This window comes from Ruegeria sp. YTSA108, assembly GCF_059610185.1.
Window position 1 is genome coordinate 248,563 of the sequence record NZ_JBXWND010000005.1, and the last position, 18,712, is coordinate 267,274.

Annotated in this window: 20 protein-coding genes; 9 read left to right on the forward strand and 11 right to left on the reverse strand. The window is 58.9% G+C overall.

Features of this window, described 5'->3' with window-relative positions:
• Nucleotides 1–11 precede the first annotated feature (11 nt).
• Nucleotides 12–545, reverse strand: coding sequence for an invasion associated locus B family protein (locus AC2FHW_RS10010; protein WP_142637215.1), 534 nt, complete (start codon nucleotides 543–545; stop codon nucleotides 12–14).
• Between the two features lie 178 nt (nucleotides 546–723).
• Between AC2FHW_RS10010 and AC2FHW_RS10015 the strand changes: the two genes are divergently transcribed.
• A complete protein-coding gene (locus AC2FHW_RS10015; RefSeq protein WP_271949554.1) occupies nucleotides 724–1,722 on the forward strand; it encodes an asparaginase in 999 nt (332 codons plus the stop codon).
• A gap of 5 nt (nucleotides 1,723–1,727) precedes the next feature.
• Here AC2FHW_RS10015 and AC2FHW_RS10020 read toward each other — a convergent pair whose 3' ends face one another.
• From AC2FHW_RS10020 to serB, 4 genes are read right to left on the reverse strand one after another with little or no spacing between them, the layout of a single operon-like run.
• Complete coding sequence (locus AC2FHW_RS10020; protein WP_142637219.1) at nucleotides 1,728–2,048, reverse strand: YciI family protein; 321 nt, start codon at nucleotides 2,046–2,048, stop codon at nucleotides 1,728–1,730.
• A gap of 22 nt (nucleotides 2,049–2,070) precedes the next feature.
• On the reverse strand, nucleotides 2,071–2,499 hold the full coding sequence (locus tag AC2FHW_RS10025; protein ID WP_271949551.1) for an SRPBCC family protein: 429 nt from the start codon (nucleotides 2,497–2,499) through the stop codon (nucleotides 2,071–2,073).
• Entirely contained in the window at nucleotides 2,487–2,816 is a 330-nt protein-coding gene (locus AC2FHW_RS10030; RefSeq protein WP_142637223.1) for an ArsR/SmtB family transcription factor, read from the reverse strand. Before AC2FHW_RS10030 ends, AC2FHW_RS10025 begins: the two co-directional genes overlap by 13 nt.
• Before the next feature lie 45 nt (nucleotides 2,817–2,861).
• Nucleotides 2,862–3,740 (reverse strand): phosphoserine phosphatase SerB, encoded by an 879-nt coding sequence (serB, locus tag AC2FHW_RS10035; protein ID WP_271949549.1) that lies wholly within the window; start codon nucleotides 3,738–3,740, stop codon nucleotides 2,862–2,864.
• Between the two features lie 187 nt (nucleotides 3,741–3,927).
• Here serB and AC2FHW_RS10040 point away from each other — a divergent pair, with 187 nt between their 5' ends.
• Nucleotides 3,928–5,445 (forward strand): malonate--CoA ligase, encoded by a 1,518-nt coding sequence (locus tag AC2FHW_RS10040; RefSeq protein WP_142637227.1) that lies wholly within the window; start codon nucleotides 3,928–3,930, stop codon nucleotides 5,443–5,445.
• Here the strand turns inward: AC2FHW_RS10040 and AC2FHW_RS10045 are convergent.
• The 5 genes from AC2FHW_RS10045 to AC2FHW_RS10065 all read right to left on the reverse strand — a co-directional run bounded on the left by AC2FHW_RS10045 (nucleotide 5,432) and on the right by AC2FHW_RS10065 (nucleotide 11,147).
• Nucleotides 5,432–6,169: a metallophosphoesterase family protein gene (locus tag AC2FHW_RS10045; RefSeq protein WP_142637230.1), complete on the reverse strand. Its 738-nt coding sequence runs from the start codon at nucleotides 6,167–6,169 to the stop codon at nucleotides 5,432–5,434. The two genes, AC2FHW_RS10040 and AC2FHW_RS10045, sit on opposite strands and share 14 nt — an antisense overlap.
• A gap of 118 nt (nucleotides 6,170–6,287) precedes the next feature.
• On the reverse strand, nucleotides 6,288–7,883 hold the full coding sequence (serA, locus tag AC2FHW_RS10050; RefSeq protein WP_271949545.1) for a phosphoglycerate dehydrogenase: 1,596 nt from the start codon (nucleotides 7,881–7,883) through the stop codon (nucleotides 6,288–6,290).
• Between the two features lie 65 nt (nucleotides 7,884–7,948).
• Nucleotides 7,949–9,130, reverse strand: coding sequence for a phosphoserine transaminase (locus AC2FHW_RS10055; RefSeq protein WP_496821851.1), 1,182 nt, complete (start codon nucleotides 9,128–9,130; stop codon nucleotides 7,949–7,951).
• Nucleotides 9,131–9,329: 199 nt separating this feature from the next.
• Nucleotides 9,330–10,424 carry a Gfo/Idh/MocA family protein gene (locus AC2FHW_RS10060; RefSeq protein WP_496689966.1) on the reverse strand — a complete coding sequence of 365 codons (1,095 nt, stop codon included), beginning with the start codon at nucleotides 10,422–10,424 and terminating at the stop codon, nucleotides 9,330–9,332.
• 12 nt (nucleotides 10,425–10,436) lie between these two features.
• Nucleotides 10,437–11,147 (reverse strand): GntR family transcriptional regulator, encoded by a 711-nt coding sequence (locus tag AC2FHW_RS10065; protein WP_496821853.1) that lies wholly within the window; start codon nucleotides 11,145–11,147, stop codon nucleotides 10,437–10,439.
• A gap of 107 nt (nucleotides 11,148–11,254) precedes the next feature.
• Here AC2FHW_RS10065 and AC2FHW_RS10070 point away from each other — a divergent pair, with 107 nt between their 5' ends.
• Genes AC2FHW_RS10070 through AC2FHW_RS10095 form a run of 6 tightly spaced genes read left to right on the forward strand, consistent with a single transcriptional unit; the run spans nucleotide 11,255 to nucleotide 16,831 of the window.
• The gene (locus AC2FHW_RS10070) at nucleotides 11,255–12,409 is read left to right on the forward strand and encodes an LLM class flavin-dependent oxidoreductase (RefSeq protein ID WP_271949539.1); all 1,155 of its coding nucleotides are present in this window, start codon (nucleotides 11,255–11,257) and stop codon (nucleotides 12,407–12,409) included.
• Nucleotides 12,409–13,299 carry an aldo/keto reductase gene (locus AC2FHW_RS10075; protein ID WP_496677867.1) on the forward strand — a complete coding sequence of 297 codons (891 nt, stop codon included), beginning with the start codon at nucleotides 12,409–12,411 and terminating at the stop codon, nucleotides 13,297–13,299. Before AC2FHW_RS10070 ends, AC2FHW_RS10075 begins: the two co-directional genes overlap by 1 nt.
• The gene (locus tag AC2FHW_RS10080) at nucleotides 13,299–13,814 is read left to right on the forward strand and encodes a flavin reductase family protein (RefSeq protein WP_185956692.1); all 516 of its coding nucleotides are present in this window, start codon (nucleotides 13,299–13,301) and stop codon (nucleotides 13,812–13,814) included. Before AC2FHW_RS10075 ends, AC2FHW_RS10080 begins: the two co-directional genes overlap by 1 nt.
• Nucleotides 13,815–13,867: 53 nt before the next feature.
• Nucleotides 13,868–14,455 carry a TRAP transporter small permease gene (locus AC2FHW_RS10085; RefSeq protein WP_142637246.1) on the forward strand — a complete coding sequence of 196 codons (588 nt, stop codon included), beginning with the start codon at nucleotides 13,868–13,870 and terminating at the stop codon, nucleotides 14,453–14,455.
• Complete coding sequence (locus AC2FHW_RS10090) at nucleotides 14,456–15,745, forward strand: TRAP transporter large permease (RefSeq protein WP_142637247.1); 1,290 nt, start codon at nucleotides 14,456–14,458, stop codon at nucleotides 15,743–15,745. It begins immediately after the preceding gene.
• Nucleotides 15,746–15,769: 24 nt separating this feature from the next.
• Nucleotides 15,770–16,831 (forward strand): TRAP transporter substrate-binding protein, encoded by a 1,062-nt coding sequence (locus tag AC2FHW_RS10095; RefSeq protein WP_142637250.1) that lies wholly within the window; start codon nucleotides 15,770–15,772, stop codon nucleotides 16,829–16,831.
• 31 nt (nucleotides 16,832–16,862) lie between these two features.
• Here AC2FHW_RS10095 and AC2FHW_RS10100 read toward each other — a convergent pair whose 3' ends face one another.
• Entirely contained in the window at nucleotides 16,863–17,333 is a 471-nt protein-coding gene (locus AC2FHW_RS10100) for a tetratricopeptide repeat protein (RefSeq protein WP_271949535.1), read from the reverse strand.
• Nucleotides 17,334–17,417: 84 nt separating this feature from the next.
• Between AC2FHW_RS10100 and AC2FHW_RS10105 the strand changes: the two genes are divergently transcribed.
• Nucleotides 17,418–18,617 (forward strand): cytochrome-c peroxidase, encoded by a 1,200-nt coding sequence (locus AC2FHW_RS10105; protein WP_334223310.1) that lies wholly within the window; start codon nucleotides 17,418–17,420, stop codon nucleotides 18,615–18,617.
• The last annotated feature ends 95 nt before the right edge of the window (nucleotides 18,618–18,712 follow it).

Genomic DNA, 18,712 nt, shown 5'->3' on the forward strand with positions numbered 1-18,712 from the left:
CGCTGGCGCGCTCAGTTGGTACAGCGTTTCTCGGCGTCGTCTAAAGCGGCTGTGAAGCCCAGCAATGAGAAAGTATCTTTGGTCTGAGTGCCGCGTTCGGACCGGGCGGTCAGCACTGCTTCGGTACCGCTTTTCATGGCAGCGATTACTTTTTGGTCATCACCCTCTGACGCGGGCCAGGCCCATTCGCCTTCGGTGCTGAATTCGAAGCTGTTTCCGTCGATGGATACAGATACGGTCGATCCCGCGGCAAACGGATAGCCCCCGGTGAATGAAACGCGCCCCTTCACATCGGGATCAGGTCTGAATACGACAAACAGCAGGATGTCGCTGCGCCTCACCGAAACAACGCGCCCGCCGCGCGTGTTGACGGTTTCATCCGGCGTTGCAACGCTCCAGCATTCGGTTGGGTCCTCTTCCACAAACACACTCCAGTCGGTGTTTACGGATACTCTATTGGTGCTGTCTGCCTGCTGAGCGGTTGCAGCCGTTGTCATCCCTGCCACGCACAGGCCCGCGATTACGCGGACGAGCTTTGATCCCATCTGTCCAGCCTCCTAGCTCGACCTAATACCTCATACCCACCGGAATGGCTCGCGAACCCTGACGGTTCGTCTGTAAGTTGCGTCTTCCGGTGATTGCCGACATACACACACTATCGCAAGTTTCGCCATAGGCGAAAGGGCGGTTGGCAGTTTTTTGCGCATGTTTAGGAGGGTCCCGATGACGCAGCCTGTAGCAATGACCGAACTATGGCGGGGGCCTTTACTGGAAAGCCTGCATCTGGGACATGCGGTTATCTGTGATGACACGGGTCAAATCGTGCGCAGCTGGGGCGACCCGGAGGCGATAATCTACCCCCGGTCTTCGGCCAAGATGATACAGGCCCTGCCGTTGATTACATCTGGGGCGGCCGCGAAATACGGGCTGAACAGCGAGCATCTGGCGTTGGCCTGTGCCTCGCATAACGGCGCGCATATTCACACAGACAGGGTAACGTCCTGGCTGGACCATCTGGGCCTGGCTGAACCCGATTTGCGCTGTGGGCCGCAAGAGCCTCAGGATATGGCGGCGCGCGACGGGCTGATACTTGCCGACGACACGCCCTGTCAGATCCACAACAACTGCTCGGGCAAACATTGCGGGTTTTTGACGGTAGCACAGCATATGGGCGCCGGGCCGGAATATCTTGAAATCGACCACCCGGTTCAACAGGCCTGTTTGTCCGCGCTGGAAGAAACCACCGGCGAAACCAGCCCTGGCTATGGCATCGATGGCTGTTCCGCCCCGAACTTTGCCACCTCGCTGGAGGGGATGGCACGGTCGATGGCGTGGTTTGCCTCGGCGGCGGACCGGTCGGACCGGGCCAGCGATGCGGCACAACACCTGACCGCGGCGATGATCAAACATCCCGAGCTGGTGGCCGGAGAGACGCGCGCCTGTACCGAGCTGATGCGCGCCATGAACGGGCGCGCCGCGATCAAGACCGGGGCCGAGGCCGTATTCATCGCCATCATCCCTGAAAAACGCATGGGTGTCGCCCTGAAGATCACCGATGGCGCCACCCGTGCCAGCGAATGCGCCATTGCAGCCATTCTGGTCAGCCTCGGCGTGCTGGAGGCCGATCACCCGGCCACCCGCACCTTTATGAACGCCACGCAATACAGCCGTCGCGGGCTGGAATGTGGCGTGATCCGACCCGCGCCGGGTTTCCCCGGCTAGGGCGGCTACATCTCAATCTCGTGAATCTCAGCCACCTCGACCGAGCCTGACCCGTTCACGACCATGGGGCATCCCTTGGCCATTTCATTGGCGGCGTCGATGCTGTCGGCCTTGATCACGGTAAAGCCGGATACCGGGTTGGCACCGCCATTGTCGACCACACCGCCCGAGCTGACGGTATAGGACTGGCCCACCGGGTTGCCGGGTATTTCTAGTGACGGGCCCATATTCTGAAACCACGCGCCCCAGGCGGCCATGGTTGCTTCGACTTCGGCCGGGTCCGATGGCGTGGTCCCGCCGTGATAGACAAACAGAAACTGTGGCATTTCTTTCCTCCCAGATGAAAACTTATTGCACCAGACCGGCCAGCTTGTTCAGCGTCGAGGTCCAGCCTTTCTCGTGGTTTGCGGCGATCTCGTCATCGCCCAGGTCGCGGTGATCGACCACCAGCCGAGCGCCGCCGCCTGCGGCTTCGATCCGTAGCGTTACATGGCTTTCGGCCCCGCGCTGATCCTGATCGTCATGCCAGCCCCAGGTGAAGCCAACCGAATTGGGCGGATCGACATGGGTCACATGGCCCGAGACCTTGAACCGCTGGCCCTCGCCATTCTGCATGACAGAATACCACGGACCAACGCGCGAAAAATCGAGAGTATGTTCGGGCACATGCACCCCTTCGGGGCCCCACCATTGCAACAGCCGTTCTGCGACACTGATCCACGCAAACAGATCCTCTGGCGGTATCGGGAACGTGCGCTCCAGCTTTAGATCGGCCATGAGGTATCCCTTTCAATAGCATCGCCCAGACGATCCAGACTGCTTTCCCAGAATTGTCGTTTCGAAATGGTCCACTCCGCGATCGCGTACAGACCTTCGGGGCGGATCGAATACATCCGCTGGGTGCCCTGCACCCGTTGCCGAACCAGCCCGGCCTCACGCAAAACCTTCAGGTGGCGCGAGACCGCAGCACCCGACATGCCGCGCCCTTCGATCAGGTCGCCCGCGGGCTGCTCTCCGTCCTGCATCAACTGTTCAACGATGGAAAACCGCGTGGCGTCGGACAATGCGGAGAATGTGGTCAGAAGCGTATTCATGACCACTGTTTAACATTTTTGTTAAATAAAGGAAAGCCCCGGTTTTCAGGCTTGGGCAAATTCCTGCCGCGCATAGCCCTGCAGATACAAAAGCGCGGTCAAATCGCCATGGTTGACGCGCACTTCGCATTGTTCCGCGACCGAAGGCTTTGCATGCAGCGCAACCCCGGTTCCGGCCCGGCCCAACATGCCCAGATCATTTGCCCCGTCACCCACAGCGATCACATCGTTTTCGGACAGGCCCAGACGCGCGGTGATCTGTTCCAAAGCATCAACTTTGGCCTGTCGTCCCAGAATCGGTCGCTGCACATCGCCGGTCAGTTTGCCGTTTTCGGCCAGCAGAGTGTTGGCACGGTTTTCGTCAAACCCCAATTCACTGCCCACCTCGGCAGTAAACGCCGTGAACCCGCCCGAGACCAGTGCCGCATAGCCGCCATTGGCGCGCATCGTCGCGACCAGCTCCTTCCCACCGGGCATCAAGGTGATGCGTTCGGCCAGAACCTTGCCGATCACGGCCTCATCCAACCCTTTCAGCAACCCGACCCGTTCGGTCAGCGCGCCTTCGAAATCCAATTCGCCATTCATTGCGCGGGCGGTGATGTCCTTGACGCGGTCGCCGACCCCGGCCTCATCCGCCAGTTCGTCGATGCATTCCTGCTGGATCATGGTGCTGTCCATATCCGCCAACAGCATCTTTTTGCGCCGTCCCTCGGCAGGCTGCACGATCAGGTCAACGCCAAGCTTCTGCAAATCACCCCAGACATCCCATTGGTTGCCCAGAAGTTCCTGCAGCGCGAACTCTGCCGCCTCATCCGGGCTGAGCCAGATGATCTCGGCCCCGCCCCAGGCATTCCGCAACGACTCGACCAGTGCCAAATCCAGCGCGCGCGTTTCGGGATTGGTCAACAGGGTGGCAACATACATAGTCTATCTCCGGCGAATTCACCTGCGATTAACGCAGATAGCCCCCGATCGCCAGAAGACAGTTTGTCCGCAGCAACCTCTGGCACATCATGCGGACAGAACGGCGACCGATTGCGCCATTCAGGGCTTTACCAGCACGCCATTCCAAGACAGATTCGCCAGGACTGGACAGAAAGGAACTCGGTAAATGGGCAACCTGCTTTACGATCGCTTGTTTGGCATTCACGCGGGCAAAGAGACGCCTTTCCTGCATCTGCCCAACGGTCAGGTGCTGACCCATTCTGATTTCCTGGACATGGCATCTCGGTTGGCCAATACCCTAATCGGCTTTGAGCTCGAACCCGGACAACGAGTTGCGGTTCAGGTGGAAAAGTCGCCCGAAGCGCTTGCGCTGTTTGCTGCTTGTGTGCAGACCGGTCTGGTTTTTCTGCCACTCAACACTGCCTATACGGTCAGCGAACTGAGCTATTTCATCGAAAACAGCGGCGCTGCGCTGGTGGTCTGCGATGATGTAAATAGGGCTGGTTTGGCACCCGCCGCCGCCGCCCAGAAGGCACGGCTTGAAACGCTAAACGCTGATGGATCCGGCAGCCTGATGCGGCGTGCGCTGGGTATGCTGCCTGCTTTCGAGCCGGTCAACCGCACCGAGGATGATCTGGCCGCCTTCCTGTACACGTCCGGCACGACCGGCCGATCCAAGGGCGCGATGTTGTCACAGGCCAATCTGCTGTCGAATGCCGAAACATTGGTACGGGAATGGCGGTTTACCGACGATGACGTGTTGCTGCATGCTCTGCCAATCTTTCACACTCATGGGCTGTTCGTGGCAACCAACGTGGTACTGGCTTCGGGCGGGTCGATGATCTTTCTGCCGAAATTCGATCTGGATGAGGTACTGCGGCATTTGCCTGATGCAACCGCGATGATGGGGGTTCCGACCTTCTACACCCGTCTGTTGGATGACGACCGGTTCACCGGCGATCTGGCATGTCATATGCGGCTGTTCATCTCGGGTTCGGCGCCAATGCTGGCCGAAACGCATCAGCAGTTTGAGGCCCGCACCGGGCACCGCATTCTTGAACGCTACGGTATGACCGAGACCAACATGAACACCTCGAACCCCTATGACGGTGAACGCCGCGCCGGATCCGTGGGGTTCCCCTTGCCGGGCGTTGAGCTCAAAGTGACCGACTCTGAGACGGGTGAAACCTTGCCACAGGGCGAAATCGGCATGATCGAGGTGCGTGGCCCCAACGTCTTTCAGGGCTATTGGGAAATGCCCGAGAAGACCGCAGCAGAGTTGCGCGAGGACGGGTTCTTTATCACCGGCGACCTTGGACGTGTGGACGCGGACGGCTATGTCCATATCGTCGGACGCGGCAAGGACCTGATCATCTCGGGCGGGTACAACATCTATCCCAAAGAGGTCGAACTGGTGCTGGACGACCAGCTCGGTGTTCTGGAAAGCGCAGTTATCGGCGTGCCCCATCCGGATTTCGGCGAAACCGTGTTGGGCCTGTTGGTAGCCGAACCAAACAAGTCGCCCGACCTCGAGGCCATCATGGCAAGCGCGCAGACCCAACTGGCGCGATTCAAACATCCCCGCAAGCTGATCGTGCTGAACGAATTGCCGCGCAATACGATGGGCAAAGTGCAAAAAAACGCGCTACGCGAAGCTTACAAAGACCTGTTTACCGAAGACTAGGTCTCAGCGGCGCGCGCCCCTGTGCGGTCAGCAACCAGCAATCACGGCCCTCGAACACGGCAGTGGCCAACGGATGACCATAGCCCGCGCCCGCATCCAAATTGATCCGATTGCCGCAATGTTCCGCCGTATCCACAGGGGTGTGACCATGCACGATCAGCCAGGGGTGCGGGCCAGATTCAACCAAAAATTCCTGCCGTATCCAAACCAGGTCATCTTCGGATTGCTGCGACAGTGGAAGACCGGGCCTGATGCCAGCGTGGACGAACAGCAGTTCATCCTCCTGATGGTAAACTGGCAAAGCGTTGATAAAATCCAGATGTGCTGGCGGTACGGCGGCACAGGCCCGTTCATGGACCTGATAGATGCGGTCATTGTCCGTGACTTCAACCCCATAGGAGGCCAGCGTATCCCGACCACCCAGCCGTGGGTTCAGCCAGTTCAGCGTGACGGGCAGTTGCTTATCTGCAATCTCGCGCTCTTGCACGAAGCGAGTCATCATGCGGTCGTGGTTACCCTTGACCATGACCCAGTTCCGCCCCGTCTGTTGGCTTTCGATCAGCAGGTTCAGAACACCACGACTGTCCGGGCCTCGATCGACATAGTCACCCAGAAACACAATCTTTGCATCTGGCCCGCCATCGGCCTCGATCCGCGACAGCGCAACCTGCAGCATGCCGAGCTGGCCGTGGATGTCACCGATTGCATAAATTGGCGAGGACATGGAAAACCCTAAATCAACAGGAACACCCTGCTTGTGACGCGTCTTGGCGGCCGGGAAAAGAAAATACCCACGCCTTGGAAGACGCGGGTATGAAGTGTCTCAGATATTCAACACCGCCTCAGGCAACGTCGAACTCCAGCGGTTTGATTTGCGTGAACAGGCCGGTTTCGGCCAGCTTTGCCCGCGCTTCGGCTGGCACCGGTTCGTCGACATACAGCAGCGCAATCGCTTCGCCGCCCGCTTCGGACCGGCCAAGGGTAAAGTTGGCGATGTTCACATCGCTTTCACCCATGGTCTGGCCCAACGCACCGATGATACCCGGAACATCCTCGTTGGTGGTGTACAGCATATGCGCGCCGACCTCGGCGTCGATATTGATGCCTTTGATCTGGATGAAGCGGGGTTTGCCGTCGCTGAACACCGTGCCACCGATGGAACGCTCGCGCTTTTCGGTCACGACAGTAACCTTGATGTACCCCTCGAAGGCACCCGATTTATCCTGATTGGTGGTCGAGATCTTGATGCCACGCTCTTTGGCCACCACAGGGGCAGAGACCATGTTAACCTCGGGGTTGAACTTTTTCATGATCCCGGCCACGGTCGAACAGTTCAGAGCCGCAAGGTTCATCTCAGCCGCGACACCGTCATAGAGAATGTTGATCGCCTTGATCGGCTCATCCGTCATTTGACCGATGAAGCTGCCCAGATGTCCGGCCAGTTTGATCCACGGCCCCATGACCTTGGCTTCTTCGGCGGTGACGGACGGCATGTTCAGCGCGTTCTCAACCGCGCCGGTCAGCAGGTAGTTCGAGATTTGCTCGGCCACCTGCAGCGCCACGTTTTCCTGCGCCTCGGTCGTTGCGGCCCCCAGATGCGGCGTGCAGACGACGTTGGGCAGGTTGAACAGCGCATTGTCCTTCGCGGGCTCTTCGCTGAACACGTCAAAGGCGGCACCCGCCACGTGACCGGATTGCAATGCTTCGGCCAGCGCCTCTTCATCGACCAGACCGCCGCGGGCACAGTTGACGATGCGCACGCCAGGCTTGGTCTTGGCCAGATTTTCGCGGCTGAGGATGTTGCGAGTCTGATCGGTCAGCGGCACATGCAAGGTGATGAAATCGGCACGCGACAGCAGCTCATCCAGTTCAACCTTTTCAACACCCATCTTGGCGGCTTTCTCTTCGCCCAGATAGGGATCATAGGCGACAACCTTCATTTTCAGGCCCAGGGCGCGTTCGCAGACGATCCCGCCAATATTGCCCGCACCAATGACGCCCAAGGTTTTGTTGGTCAGCTCGATCCCCATGAACTTAGACTTTTCCCATTTGCCCGCATGGGTCGAAGTGCTGGCCTCGGGGATCTGCCGCGCCACGGCGAACATCATCGCAATCGCGTGCTCGGCTGTGGTGATCATGTTGCCAAAGGGCGTGTTCATCACGATGACGCCCTTCTTGCTGGCGGCATCTTTGTCGACATTGTCGGTGCCGATGCCGGCGCGACCTATGACTTTCAGCTTGTCCGCATGTTCCAGCAAGGTCGGCGTGACCTTGGTGGCCGAGCGGATGGCAAGGCCGTCATATTGGCCAATCACTTCGGCCAGTTTATCTTTGTCCTTGCCCAGATCGGGCATGAAATCCACGTCGATGCCGCGGTCGCGGAAAATCTGAACAGCGGTTTCACTGAGTTTGTCAGAAACGAGTACTTTGGGAGCCATGTCTGTGGTCCTTGAATGTAATGAGATGTCCGGGCCTGAGGCGGCCCGGTGAAGATTGCGAAAGATCAGGCGGCTTCAGTTTGTGCTGCGAGCTCAGCCTCGAAGGCCCAGGCTAGCCAGGGCAACATCGCTTCGATATCCGAAGTTTCGACCGTGCCGCCGCACCAGATACGCAGACCCGCAGGTGCGTCGCGATAAGCCCCGATATCCAACGCGATATTCTCGGCCTCCAACCGCTTTGCAACGGCCTTGGCAAAGGCTGCGCCGTCCCGAATGCGCGCATCGGTGAATTTCAGACAGACAGACGTATTCGACTGCGTCGCCGGGTCGTCAGCCAGGTTGGCGATCCAGCCATTCTGCTCGCAGAACGCATGCACCGCACCGGCATTCGCATCGGCCCGGCCAATCAATCCCTGCAGACCACCAACTGAGCGCGCCCAGTCCAATGCAAACAGATAGTCCTCAACCGCCAGCATCGACGGGGTGTTGATCGTGGCGCCAGTAAAGATACCATCGATCAGCTTACCGCCCTTGGTCAGGCGGAAAATCTTGGGCAATGGCCATTCGGGGGTATAGCTTTCAAGCCGCTCCACAGCGCGTGGGGAAAGGATCAGCATCCCATGCGCCGCCTCTCCGCCCAGAACTTTCTGCCAGCTAAACGTGGTCACATCCAACTTGTCCCACGGCAGGTCCATCGCGAAGGCCGCCGAAGTCGCATCGCAGATCGTCAAACCCTGACGGTCATCCGCAATCCAGTCACCGTTTGGCACCCGCACGCCCGAAGTCGTGCCGTTCCATGTAAAGACCACGTCATGGAAGAAGTCGACCGAGGCCAGATCGATGATCTGCCCATAATCGGCTGTTTTCACTTCGGCGTCGATTTTTAGCTGCTTGACCACATCCGTGATCCATCCCGAGCCAAAGCTTTCCCAGGCCAGCATCTCGACCTTGCGTTCACCCAACAGCGACCACAGCGCCATCTCAACCGCGCCGGTGTCAGACGCGGGAACGATGCCGATCTTGTAATCTGCTGGAATGCCCAGCACTTCACGCGTACCTTCGATGGCCGCTTTCAGCTTGTCCTTGCCAACAGCAGCGCGATGCGAACGGCCAAGCGCTGCGTCAGCCAGTTTGGTCAGGTCAAATGTGGGGGGTTTGGCGCAGGGGCCCGAGGAAAAGCGCGGATTTGCCGGCCGCATTTCAGGTTTGCGCACGGCGTCATGCGACGCCGGTTGTTCGATAGTCATGTGTATTACCCTTCCAGATACACGCCCCTCGTTGGGGAGGGGTGTCCCACGGACAGAGCTAGGGTGCAGACGCAGCATCAACAAGCGAAAAAGACCCATCAGAAATCAAAAACGACAGGTTTTTATGCGCAAGTTGGGGGAGCGCGTTTCCGATAGGCGCAATTTCGTCACCGGCACAGCGCATCGTCCTTGTTGCCTATCAGGTCAACCGAACGGCTTCACCCGTTGCCAGCGCCTGTTGTGCCGCCAACCCCATACGAACGGACCACAGCCCATCCTGCAGCGTCACATCCGGCGCAGCCCGCTCGCCTCGAACAAGCGCCAGGAACCCCTGATGCTGGTAATAGGTCGATCCATTGTGGTCCCCGGCGGCCAGCAGGCGCGGATCGACGGGGATGTCCTGTGACACCGGCCCCTTCGGATTACGCGGGCTGACAATCACCTGCGGCACCGGCGGCTCACCCAGATGATCGGGCCAAAAGCGCCCCGGCCCCGGCACCAGCGCCTCGATCTTGGCCAGTTGTCCTGTGGCCGAGATTTCCTCTTGGTACCGCGATCCTTCGGCGAACATGCACAGTTCCAGCATCGCCCGCGTGCCGTTGGCGAAATCAACCAGAACATAACCGTGATCCAGAATATCCGGCGTTTCCCCATCATAGCTTTCGTCCAGATGGTTTACCGCCTGCCCACCGCTGGCGGTGATCCGCACCGGATCGGACCCAAGGATCAGCCGCATCAGGTCGAAGAAATGGCAGCATTTCTCGACAAATGTGCCGCCGGTATTGCGGTTGAACCGGTTCCAGTTGCCGACCTTTTCCAGAAAGGGAAATCGATGTTCTCGGATCGTCAGCATCTGCACCCCGCCGGTGGATTGGAGCCCTTTGATCAAAGCGGCAATCGGAGGCATATAGCGATATTCCATCGCCACCCAGATTGGATGGGGATAGTCACGCTGCACCGTTTCCAGCCGCGCCGCATCCTGCGGATCGGTAAAAAGCGGCTTTTCCACCAACAGGGGCAGTGGGCGCATCGCCGCAATGTCGCAGATCTGATCCACATGCAGGTGGTTCGGGCTGGCGATGACCAGGCAATCCAGATCCTCGACCGCCAGAAGATCAGCCACCGACCCCACCATCACAGCCTCGGGCGCGATCTCTTGCGCGGCGTGGGCCATCTGCGGGTCGGGCTCATAGATTGCCGCCACGCGCGTGCCATCCAGCAGAGCGATATTATGCAGGTGCTCCTGCCCCATCATGCCGCATCCGATCAGCCCGTAATTGATGGTCCGGGTCATGCGCGTTTCCTTTTACTTCAAGCGTTGAACATAGGTGGCCCGATCCGGATCGAACCAAGTTTTAGAGAATTCGACGGGTTCGACCTGTTCTGACCAGCTGAACCGCTCGATATACCCGACCGTCTGCCCGAAGGGCTTGGTAAAGCCCGTCGGTGTCCAATCGGGCAGCGCGGCGATTGAAACCCTGTCTACGGCCCGCGTGATCCAGAACCCCAACTGCTGCTGATAATAGCGATACAGCGAGTCAGACAGCAGGTTGCCGTCGATCAAACCCACTGATTCGTCGAGCCATATCTCTTCGACCGCGATGATTGTGTCATTCAAATAGCGCATCCGGCGCACGCGCGACCCCGTGGCCGCGGCTCCGAAACCGGGCAGATTGGCAGGCTTTTCCAGATGATCGACCGACAGGATATCCGCGCTTGGCAAACCGCCCCCTTCGGGCAGCTCAAGCCGGAACATCGCATAGACGCTGTTCTGCGTTCCGGTCTCACGGATGTAATTGCCCGAGCCCTGAATGCGTTCCAACATCCCTTTTTTCTCAAGCTCAGACAGCGATTTTCGCAGGGTCCCGACCGAGACATTCAGGTCCGCCGCCATGTCCCGTTCCGGCGGCAGGCGCTCACCGTCAATCAGACGGCCGGCCGCAATATCGCGGATCAGCAGTTCTGCAATCTGAACATATATCGGCAGGGCATTGGGGTTTCGGCTTGAGGGGGGCACGTCGGGGCGCTTCGATTGGTCACAGGAAAAATTGATACACTATTGATCTACATCAATGTGATTGCTACGCAAGAGAAAAAGCAAATCCATTGCGGAGACCGACTCAGATGACGATCGTCCCAATCACCTCCCCCGATCTGAACGCGGCCGAGGTCTCGTGGTTTTCGGCTCTGTGTTCGGATGACTATCAGTTTCTGGGGATGCCCGATGGCGATCTGCGGTCCAGCTGGGACCACTGTTCCGCCATCGTGAAAGAGGCCGAGGCACAGGGGTTTCGCAACATCCTGTGCCCGTCATCCTATCAGGTCGGTCAGGACACACTTAGCTTTGTTGCTGGATGCGCACCGATCACCGACAAGATCAACCTGCTGGCCGCGGTGCGTTGCGGTGAAATGCAGCCCATCATGCTGGCCCGCACCATCGCGACGCTGGATCACATGTTGCGGGGGCGTTTGACGGTCAACATCATCTCGTCCGATTTCCCTGGTGAAAAGGCAGACAGCGCGTTCCGTTATCAACGCTCGCGCGAAGTCGTCGAAATCCTGAAACAGGCTTGGACGCGGGATGAGATCAACCATGCGGGCGAGGTCTATAATTTCTCGGGCCTGACCACCGATCCAGCCAAACCCTATCAGACCGGCGGACCACTGTTGTATTTCGGCGGCTATTCCCCATCTGCGCTCGAACTGTGCGGAGAGCATTGCGATGTCTACCTGATGTGGCCAGAAACCGAGGATCAACTGGCCGGGCGGATGCAGGCGGTTCATGCGGTAGCCGAGAATTACAACCGGACTCTGGATTACGGCTTGCGCGTTCACATGATCGTTCGCGATACCGAGACCGAAGCGCAGGAATACGCTGATTACATCGTATCCAAGCTGGACGACGAATACGGTCGCGCCATCCGCGAACGGGCGCTGGATTCCACCTCGCTGGGTGTGGCGCATCAGGCCAAAAACCGCGATCTGGCGGATGAATACGGCTATGTCGAACCTGGTCTCTGGACAGGCGTGGGCCGGGCGCGGTCTGGCTGCGGCGCAGCGCTTGTGGGCTCCACCGATCAGGTCATGACCAAGATTGAAAACTATCAAAAGATGGGCATCCGCGCCTTCATCTTCTCGGGCTATCCACATCTGGACGAGGCCCGCCATTTCGGTGCCCGCGTGATGCCCAACCTGAAAACCTGCTCGCTTCCCGAGGAATACGGACGCGTGCCCAAAACCATCCCAGCCACCCCGCTGGGCAACGGAGTTCGCCGCTAATGCAACGTGTAAAGCTTTCAGACACGCTGGAAATGAGCCGCCTGGTATACGGCATGTGGCGCTTGGGTGATGACAGTGACACCTCGGCGGATCATGTCGAAGCCAAGATACAAGCCTGCCTGGATCAGGGCATCACCACATTCGATCAGGCCGATATCTATGGCGGTTACGCGGCCGAGGCGGTTTTGGGCAATGCCCTGCGCGCCAACCCGGCGCTGCGCGCGCGGATGGAGATCGTCACCAAATGCGACATCGTTGCGCCGATGGGCCGTTACGCAGACGCCATGGTCAAATATTATGACACATCGCGCGCGCATATCCTGAAATCGGTTGAAACCTCGCTGACCGAGATGGCAATCGACCATGTCGACCTGCTCCTGATCCACCGCCCTGATCCCTTCATGGACCACCATGAGACCGGCGCAGCGCTGGACGAGGTCGTGGCCAGCGGCAAAGTGGGCGCGGTTGGCGTATCGAATTTCCGCCCGTGGGACTGGACGCTTCTGCAATCAGCGATGAAGACCCAACTGGTCACCAACCAGGTCGAGATCTCGCTGGGCGAAATCCGCCCCTTCACCAATGGCGACCTAGCGTTTCATCAACAGCATGGGCAGCCGGTGATGGCGTGGTCGCCGCTGGGCGGCGGACTGCTGATGGCCGGGAACCCTCCGGTCGGCGTGGTCGCGGATGAGATCGCCGCCGAATTCGGAGTGGACCGGGCCGCAGTGGCCGTGGCCTTCCTTCTGGCACATCCTGCAGGCATCCTGCCGGTGCTAGGCACCAACAATCTGGGCCGGATCAAACAGATTTCGGACGCCTTGAAAGTCAATCTGGATCGCGAGAGTTGGTACCGCCTTTATGAGGCGGCACTGGGCCATGAGGTACCATGATGAATGCAATGTCACAGGACATGAACCATACTTTCATCCCACACAAGGATGACACCCGAACCCTGCGCGATGCGTTTGGCCGCTTTGCCACCGGAGTTACCATCGTCACCTGCAACAGCACGGACGGCCCGGTCTGCATCACCGCCAACAGTTTTTCGTCCCTATCGCTGGACCCGCCCCTGATCATGTGGGCCGGCGACCGCAACTCGCGCCGCTTCCCCTATTTCCACAAGGCGCGCCATTTCAGCGTTCATGTATTGTCCTCTGAACAGGCCGAGCTGTGTTTCGGCTGCTCGAAAAACGCCTTTGCGCTGCGAGACATCGCCCATGGGCATTGCTCGAATGGTACCCCTCTGCTGCCGGATTGTCTGGCACGGTTTGAATGTGAACAACACGCTTATCACGACGCAGGCGATCATGTGATCGTCGTGGGCAAAGTCCTGAAGGCCAGCATTAGCGATGGAGACGCGCTGACCTTTTATGCCGGAAAACTCGGCCAATTCGCGCAGTCCTAAGCGCGCTCTGACGACTGCGGGACCAACCCGCGGCTGACATAGGGAGGAAACGCATGGGCGGACTGGCAACGATGCTGGCGCCGATTGCATTCGTGAACGAAACCGTGCTGCGATTGGGCCGCGCGGTTGGCGTCGTTGCGATTGCATTCATGGTGACCGCAATCCTGATTCAGGTATTCTTCCGATATGTGCTGGGCAACGCACTGCCCTGGCCGGATGAGGCCGCCCGGTTCTGCATGCTCTGGATGACGGGTCTGATGGCCCCGACCGCATTTCGCCGCGGCGGGTTCGTGGCCATCGACATGGTGCCCCTGATGCTTCCGCGCGTATTGGGACAGGTACTGATGCTCGCGCTGCTGTTCGTGTCACTGGCGGTGCTGCTGGTGGCGGTAAAGATCGGCTGGTCCGAAGTGACCGGGTTCGGGGGCAAATTCGCAACCGCCGCTTTGTATATTCCCACCTCATTTGGCTTTGACGAATGGTACCGCGTCCCGCGCAGCTGGATGATGGCCTCGCTGCTGGTAGGGGTGGCCCTTCTGATCGTAGTAAATGTCGAGCTGATCCTGCGCGCGATTGTCTCGCTATTGGGGGGCGCAGACCTGCTGCCTGAAATTGCCGACGCACCGGTGGGGGCTGAATAGATGTTGATTTGGTTCCTGCCCACTTTCCTTGTCTTTCTGATGATCGGCCTGCCGGTCTTTTTCGCCCTTTTGGCCGCCCCGGGTATCCTGCTGTGGCTAAATGGCCAATCCAATGACATCACCCTGCTGTACCGCAATGTTTATAACGGCATGGACAGCTTTCCCCTGATGGCAATCCCTTTCTTCATGCTGGCCGGAGAGCTAATGAACCGCGGCGGGATAACCATCCGTCTGGTGGAATTCAGCCAAGCCTTGATGGGCCATTTTCGCGGCGGGTTGGCGCATGTGAACGTGCTCAGCTCGATCCTGTTTGCGGGACTTTCAGGCTCTGCCGTGGCGGATACATCAGCGCTGGGTTCAATGCTGATCCCAGCGATGGAGAAGCAGGGCTATACCCGCAAATTCGCTGCGGCGATCACTGCGGCCAGTTCGGTGATCGGTCCGATCATTCCCCCTTCGGGCATCATGATCATCTACGCGTATGTGATGGGCGAAAGCGTTGCGGCGCTGTTTCTGGCTGGGATCGTGCCGGGCGTCATGGTTGGCGTTGGCCTGATGCTGATGATCAAATTCATGGCCGACAAGTATGATTTTCCCGTTGCCAGCCGCAAATACACATGGGGTGAACGGGGTCAGGCCAGCCTCAAGGCGTTCTTTCCACTGCTGACTCCGGTGATCATTCTGGGTGGTATTCTGGGCGGTATCTTTACACCTACCGAAGCCGCAGCGGTGGCCGTCGGCTATGCCTTTCTGATCGGCTTTTTCATCCTGCGCACCCTGACGCTCAAAGAAGTGCCCGAGATCCTCAGCAATGCCGGCCTAACCTCCGCCGTCGTTCTGCTGCTGGTGGGGGCGGCCATGGCGTTCAAAACCGTGGTCAGCCTCAGCCATGCGCCAGAACAGTTGGCCTCGCTGATCCTCAGCCTGTCGGAAAACCCGCTGATCCTGCTGTTTCTGATCAACCTGCTCTTGTTCGTTGTCGGCATGTTTTTGGATGCCGGGCCTGCGATCATCATTCTTGGGCCGATCCTGGGACCGATCTTTACCAGCCTCGGCGTCGACCCGATCCACTTTGCCATCATCATGAGCGTCAACTTGACCGTTGGTCTGGCCACACCCCCCATGGGGCTAGTGCTGTTCGTGGCCGCCGCCGTGTCGCGCGAAAAGGTTGAAACCATTGCCAAGGCGATCCTGCCGTTTCTGGCCGTTGAAATCATCGTGATCTTTCTGATCACCTACATCCCCGCATTATCCATGACGATCCCGAGGATAACGGGATTTGCCAACTAACTGAGTTCCACAGGGAGGAAACGCATGCTCAGAACCTTTATCAAAACCGCAGCGGTGGCCACGTCGCTGGTCGCCGCATCAGCCATCGCGGCCACGGCAGCGGATTATACGCTGCGCGCCACGGCCAACTCGAACGAAAATGACGAGGATTATGACGGTCTAATCGTTTTCAAGAACTATGTCGAAGCCGCTTCGAACGGCGCGATCGAGGTCGAGCTGTTCATCGGTACGCAGCTGTGTTCGAACGGCGCGGAATGCCTGCAGGGTGTGGCCGATGGAACCATCGACATCTATATCTCGACCTCGGGCGGGGCGTCAGGCATCTTTCCCTATGTTCAGGTCCTCGACCTACCCTACCTTATGGCGGATGACCGGATTGCCGAGCATGTTCTATCCGGCGATTTCACCCGCACCATGCGCGACATGGCGCTTGAGGATTCCGGCGGCGCGATCCGTCTGATGACCATCGGCAACACTGGTGGCTGGCGCAACTTTGCCAACACCCAGCGTCGCGTGGCTGAACCAGCTGATATGGAAGGGTTGAAAATCCGCACCGTGGTCGCTGACCTGCCACAAGAGCTGGTTAAAGCCTTGGGTGCATCGCCCACCCCGATCCCGTGGCCGGAACTGTTCACCAGCTTTCAAACCGGTGTGGTTGAAGGGTCCAAGAACGGCATCACCGACATCATGGGCATGAAATTCCCCGATGCAGGCCTGCAATATGTCACCCTGGACGGCCATGCCTATATGGGCGCTCTGTGGTGGATGAATAACGCCAAGTTCCAGGAGATGCCCGAAGACATGCGCCGTGTCGTGGTCGATGGGTTCTATGCGCTGCAGCAGGCCACCTTTGCCTCACCCAAGCGCAAGTCGATCCAGGCCTATGAGGATTTCGTCGCCGGTGGCGGTGATCTGTACGTGCCGACCCCCGAGCAGAAAGCCGCGTTCAAAGAGGCGGCAACCCCGGTCTACGAGTGGTTCCAAACCAACGTCGGTCGTGGTGATGAGGTCTTCACCGCGCTCACCGAAGCCGTTGCAGCGGCCGAGGCAGACGTCAACGCATCGCGTGACGCGGACCTGAACTAAGCCATTTAGGGTCGGGCGTTTGGCCCGACCCTCACCGAAACGGGTACATCCACCCTTTATAGTCGTTGACCAGAACATGGGCTCTTTCAATCTGCTCCGGCGACATTTTCTTGACCACTTCCTCAAGGCTGATTGCCGCGTCGGGATCGCCGCCAATGGCGCTGAGCGTGTACCACATGTAAGCCCGCACAAGATCCGGCGCAGGCAAGCCCAGACCCAGTTCGTAATACCAGCCGACCCCCGATTGTGCGCCCGGATGCCCCTTCATCGATGCGCGCAGATACCATTCAAAGGCACGTTCATAATCCTGCTCGACCCCAAGACCCAACCCGTACATCACGCCGATCAATTCCTCGGCCTCGGCATTGCCGGATCGGGCGGCGGGCAGCAGTTCCTCGCGCGCGGCCTCGAACGCGCCGGCCTCCATCATGTCACGCGCCTGTTCCAGCTCGGCCAGCGCAGGGGTCGCAAGCATACACAGGGCAAATATAATCTGGCGCATGGGATTGCTTTCCTTTTTGCCGGCGCGGCCGCAGCGCAAGAGCTGCCACGCCCGCTGACCGATGATGATTTCCTGTCCTTTGATATGGAACAGGCCGCGATTGGTCATCAACTGTTTTACGATCCGATCCTGTCGGGCAATCAAAACATCGCCTGCGCCCATTGCCACCACCCGGATTTCGGCACATCCGATGGGCTGTCACTGGGCATCGGCGAAGGCGGTCAGGGGTTAGGCCCCGATCGCACGCCGGGCACTGGGTCCGACAAAATCCGCAAGCGTATTCCCCGAAATTCGCCCGGCCTTTGGAACCTCGGGGCAAAGGACATCCATACTGTTTTCCATGACGGACGACTGAGTATCTCGGATGTCTATGGCAACGGCTTCAACTCTCCGGCGCAGGAATGGTTGCCCGCGGGATTGAATTCTCTGCTGGCCGCGCAGGCGCTGTTCCCGCTGACCTCGCAGTTTGAGATGGCCGGGAATGTTGCCGAAAACCAGGTGACTGGCGCTGTGCATGACCGGATCGACAAGGGCTGGCCGATTCTTGCCAAGCGTGTGCGCACCGACCCCGCCTACGGTCCGGCCATGATCGCAGCCTTTCCTGAAGTCAAGACATCCGAAGACATAACCATCACCCAGATCGCCAATGCTCTGGCCGCCTTCATGGCTATCGAATGGCGCAGTATCGACAGCCCCTTTGATCATTATCTGGCAGGGAACACCGATGCGCTGTCACCGGTTCAGAAGGCTGGAATGACCCTTTTCTATGGCAAGGCGCAATGTTCCACCTGCCACGCCGGGCCCCTAATGTCGGATCAGAAGTTCCACGCGCTGGCCTTGCCGCCCTTTGGCCCGGGCCGCACCCGGCAATGGGATCCCAATGTCCGCGATGTTGGCCGCATGGGCGAAAGTGATCGGCTTGAGGATGCCTACCGCTTTCGAACGCCGATGCTGCGCAATGTTGCTCTAACCGCACCATACGGCCATAACGGAGCCTTTCCCGATCTCGACAGCGTGATCCGCCATCACCTCAACCCTGAACGCAGCCTGTCGCGTTGGACCCGTGACATGGCCGCCCTGCCCGAAATTCCGTGGCTGGAACAGATTGATTTCGCGGTATGGGGCGATCAGTTCGAAATGGCGCGCCTACGCAGCCGGATCGACATCCCAGAGATTGACCTGACAGATGCAGAAATCACCAGTCTTGTGGAATTCCTGCATGGTCTGACCGGGACCAGCATCAAGACGCCGCCATTTGGGATTCCTGACAATTTCATCCCATAAGATCAGCCCCTGGCCAGTGCGGGGGCTGATCTGGTTGTCGTCTGTTTACTCTGCGGCTTCTTCGTAAGCGTCCATTGGTGGGCATGTGCAGATGA

Excerpts from the sequence above, each read along its gene's own strand:
- serA (WP_271949545.1), bottom strand. The coding sequence starts at position 7,883 with ATGGCTCCCAAAGTACTCGTTTCTGACAAACTCAGTGAAACCGCTGTT.
- AC2FHW_RS10090 (WP_142637247.1), top strand. The coding sequence starts at position 14,456 with ATGTTGATTTGGTTCCTGCCCACTTTCCTTGTCTTTCTGATGATCGGC.
- AC2FHW_RS10020 (WP_142637219.1), bottom strand. The coding sequence starts at position 2,048 with ATGCCACAGTTTCTGTTTGTCTATCACGGCGGGACCACGCCATCGGAC.
- AC2FHW_RS10055 (WP_496821851.1), bottom strand. The coding sequence starts at position 9,130 with ATGACTATCGAACAACCGGCGTCGCATGACGCCGTGCGCAAACCTGAA.
- AC2FHW_RS10080 (WP_185956692.1), top strand. The coding sequence starts at position 13,299 with ATGAATGCAATGTCACAGGACATGAACCATACTTTCATCCCACACAAG.
- serB (WP_271949549.1), bottom strand. The coding sequence starts at position 3,740 with ATGTATGTTGCCACCCTGTTGACCAATCCCGAAACGCGCGCGCTGGAT.
- AC2FHW_RS10105 (WP_334223310.1), top strand. The coding sequence starts at position 17,418 with ATGGAACAGGCCGCGATTGGTCATCAACTGTTTTACGATCCGATCCTG.
- AC2FHW_RS10100 (WP_271949535.1), bottom strand. The coding sequence starts at position 17,333 with ATGCGCCAGATTATATTTGCCCTGTGTATGCTTGCGACCCCTGCGCTG.
- AC2FHW_RS10015 (WP_271949554.1), top strand. The coding sequence starts at position 724 with ATGACGCAGCCTGTAGCAATGACCGAACTATGGCGGGGGCCTTTACTG.
- AC2FHW_RS10085 (WP_142637246.1), top strand. The coding sequence starts at position 13,868 with ATGGGCGGACTGGCAACGATGCTGGCGCCGATTGCATTCGTGAACGAA.
- AC2FHW_RS10025 (WP_271949551.1), bottom strand. The coding sequence starts at position 2,499 with ATGGCCGATCTAAAGCTGGAGCGCACGTTCCCGATACCGCCAGAGGAT.
- AC2FHW_RS10075 (WP_496677867.1), top strand. The coding sequence starts at position 12,409 with ATGCAACGTGTAAAGCTTTCAGACACGCTGGAAATGAGCCGCCTGGTA.
- AC2FHW_RS10070 (WP_271949539.1), top strand. The coding sequence starts at position 11,255 with ATGACGATCGTCCCAATCACCTCCCCCGATCTGAACGCGGCCGAGGTC.
- AC2FHW_RS10010 (WP_142637215.1), bottom strand. The coding sequence starts at position 545 with ATGGGATCAAAGCTCGTCCGCGTAATCGCGGGCCTGTGCGTGGCAGGG.
- AC2FHW_RS10045 (WP_142637230.1), bottom strand. The coding sequence starts at position 6,169 with ATGTCCTCGCCAATTTATGCAATCGGTGACATCCACGGCCAGCTCGGC.
- AC2FHW_RS10040 (WP_142637227.1), top strand. The coding sequence starts at position 3,928 with ATGGGCAACCTGCTTTACGATCGCTTGTTTGGCATTCACGCGGGCAAA.
- AC2FHW_RS10095 (WP_142637250.1), top strand. The coding sequence starts at position 15,770 with ATGCTCAGAACCTTTATCAAAACCGCAGCGGTGGCCACGTCGCTGGTC.
- AC2FHW_RS10030 (WP_142637223.1), bottom strand. The coding sequence starts at position 2,816 with ATGAATACGCTTCTGACCACATTCTCCGCATTGTCCGACGCCACGCGG.
- AC2FHW_RS10060 (WP_496689966.1), bottom strand. The coding sequence starts at position 10,424 with ATGACCCGGACCATCAATTACGGGCTGATCGGATGCGGCATGATGGGG.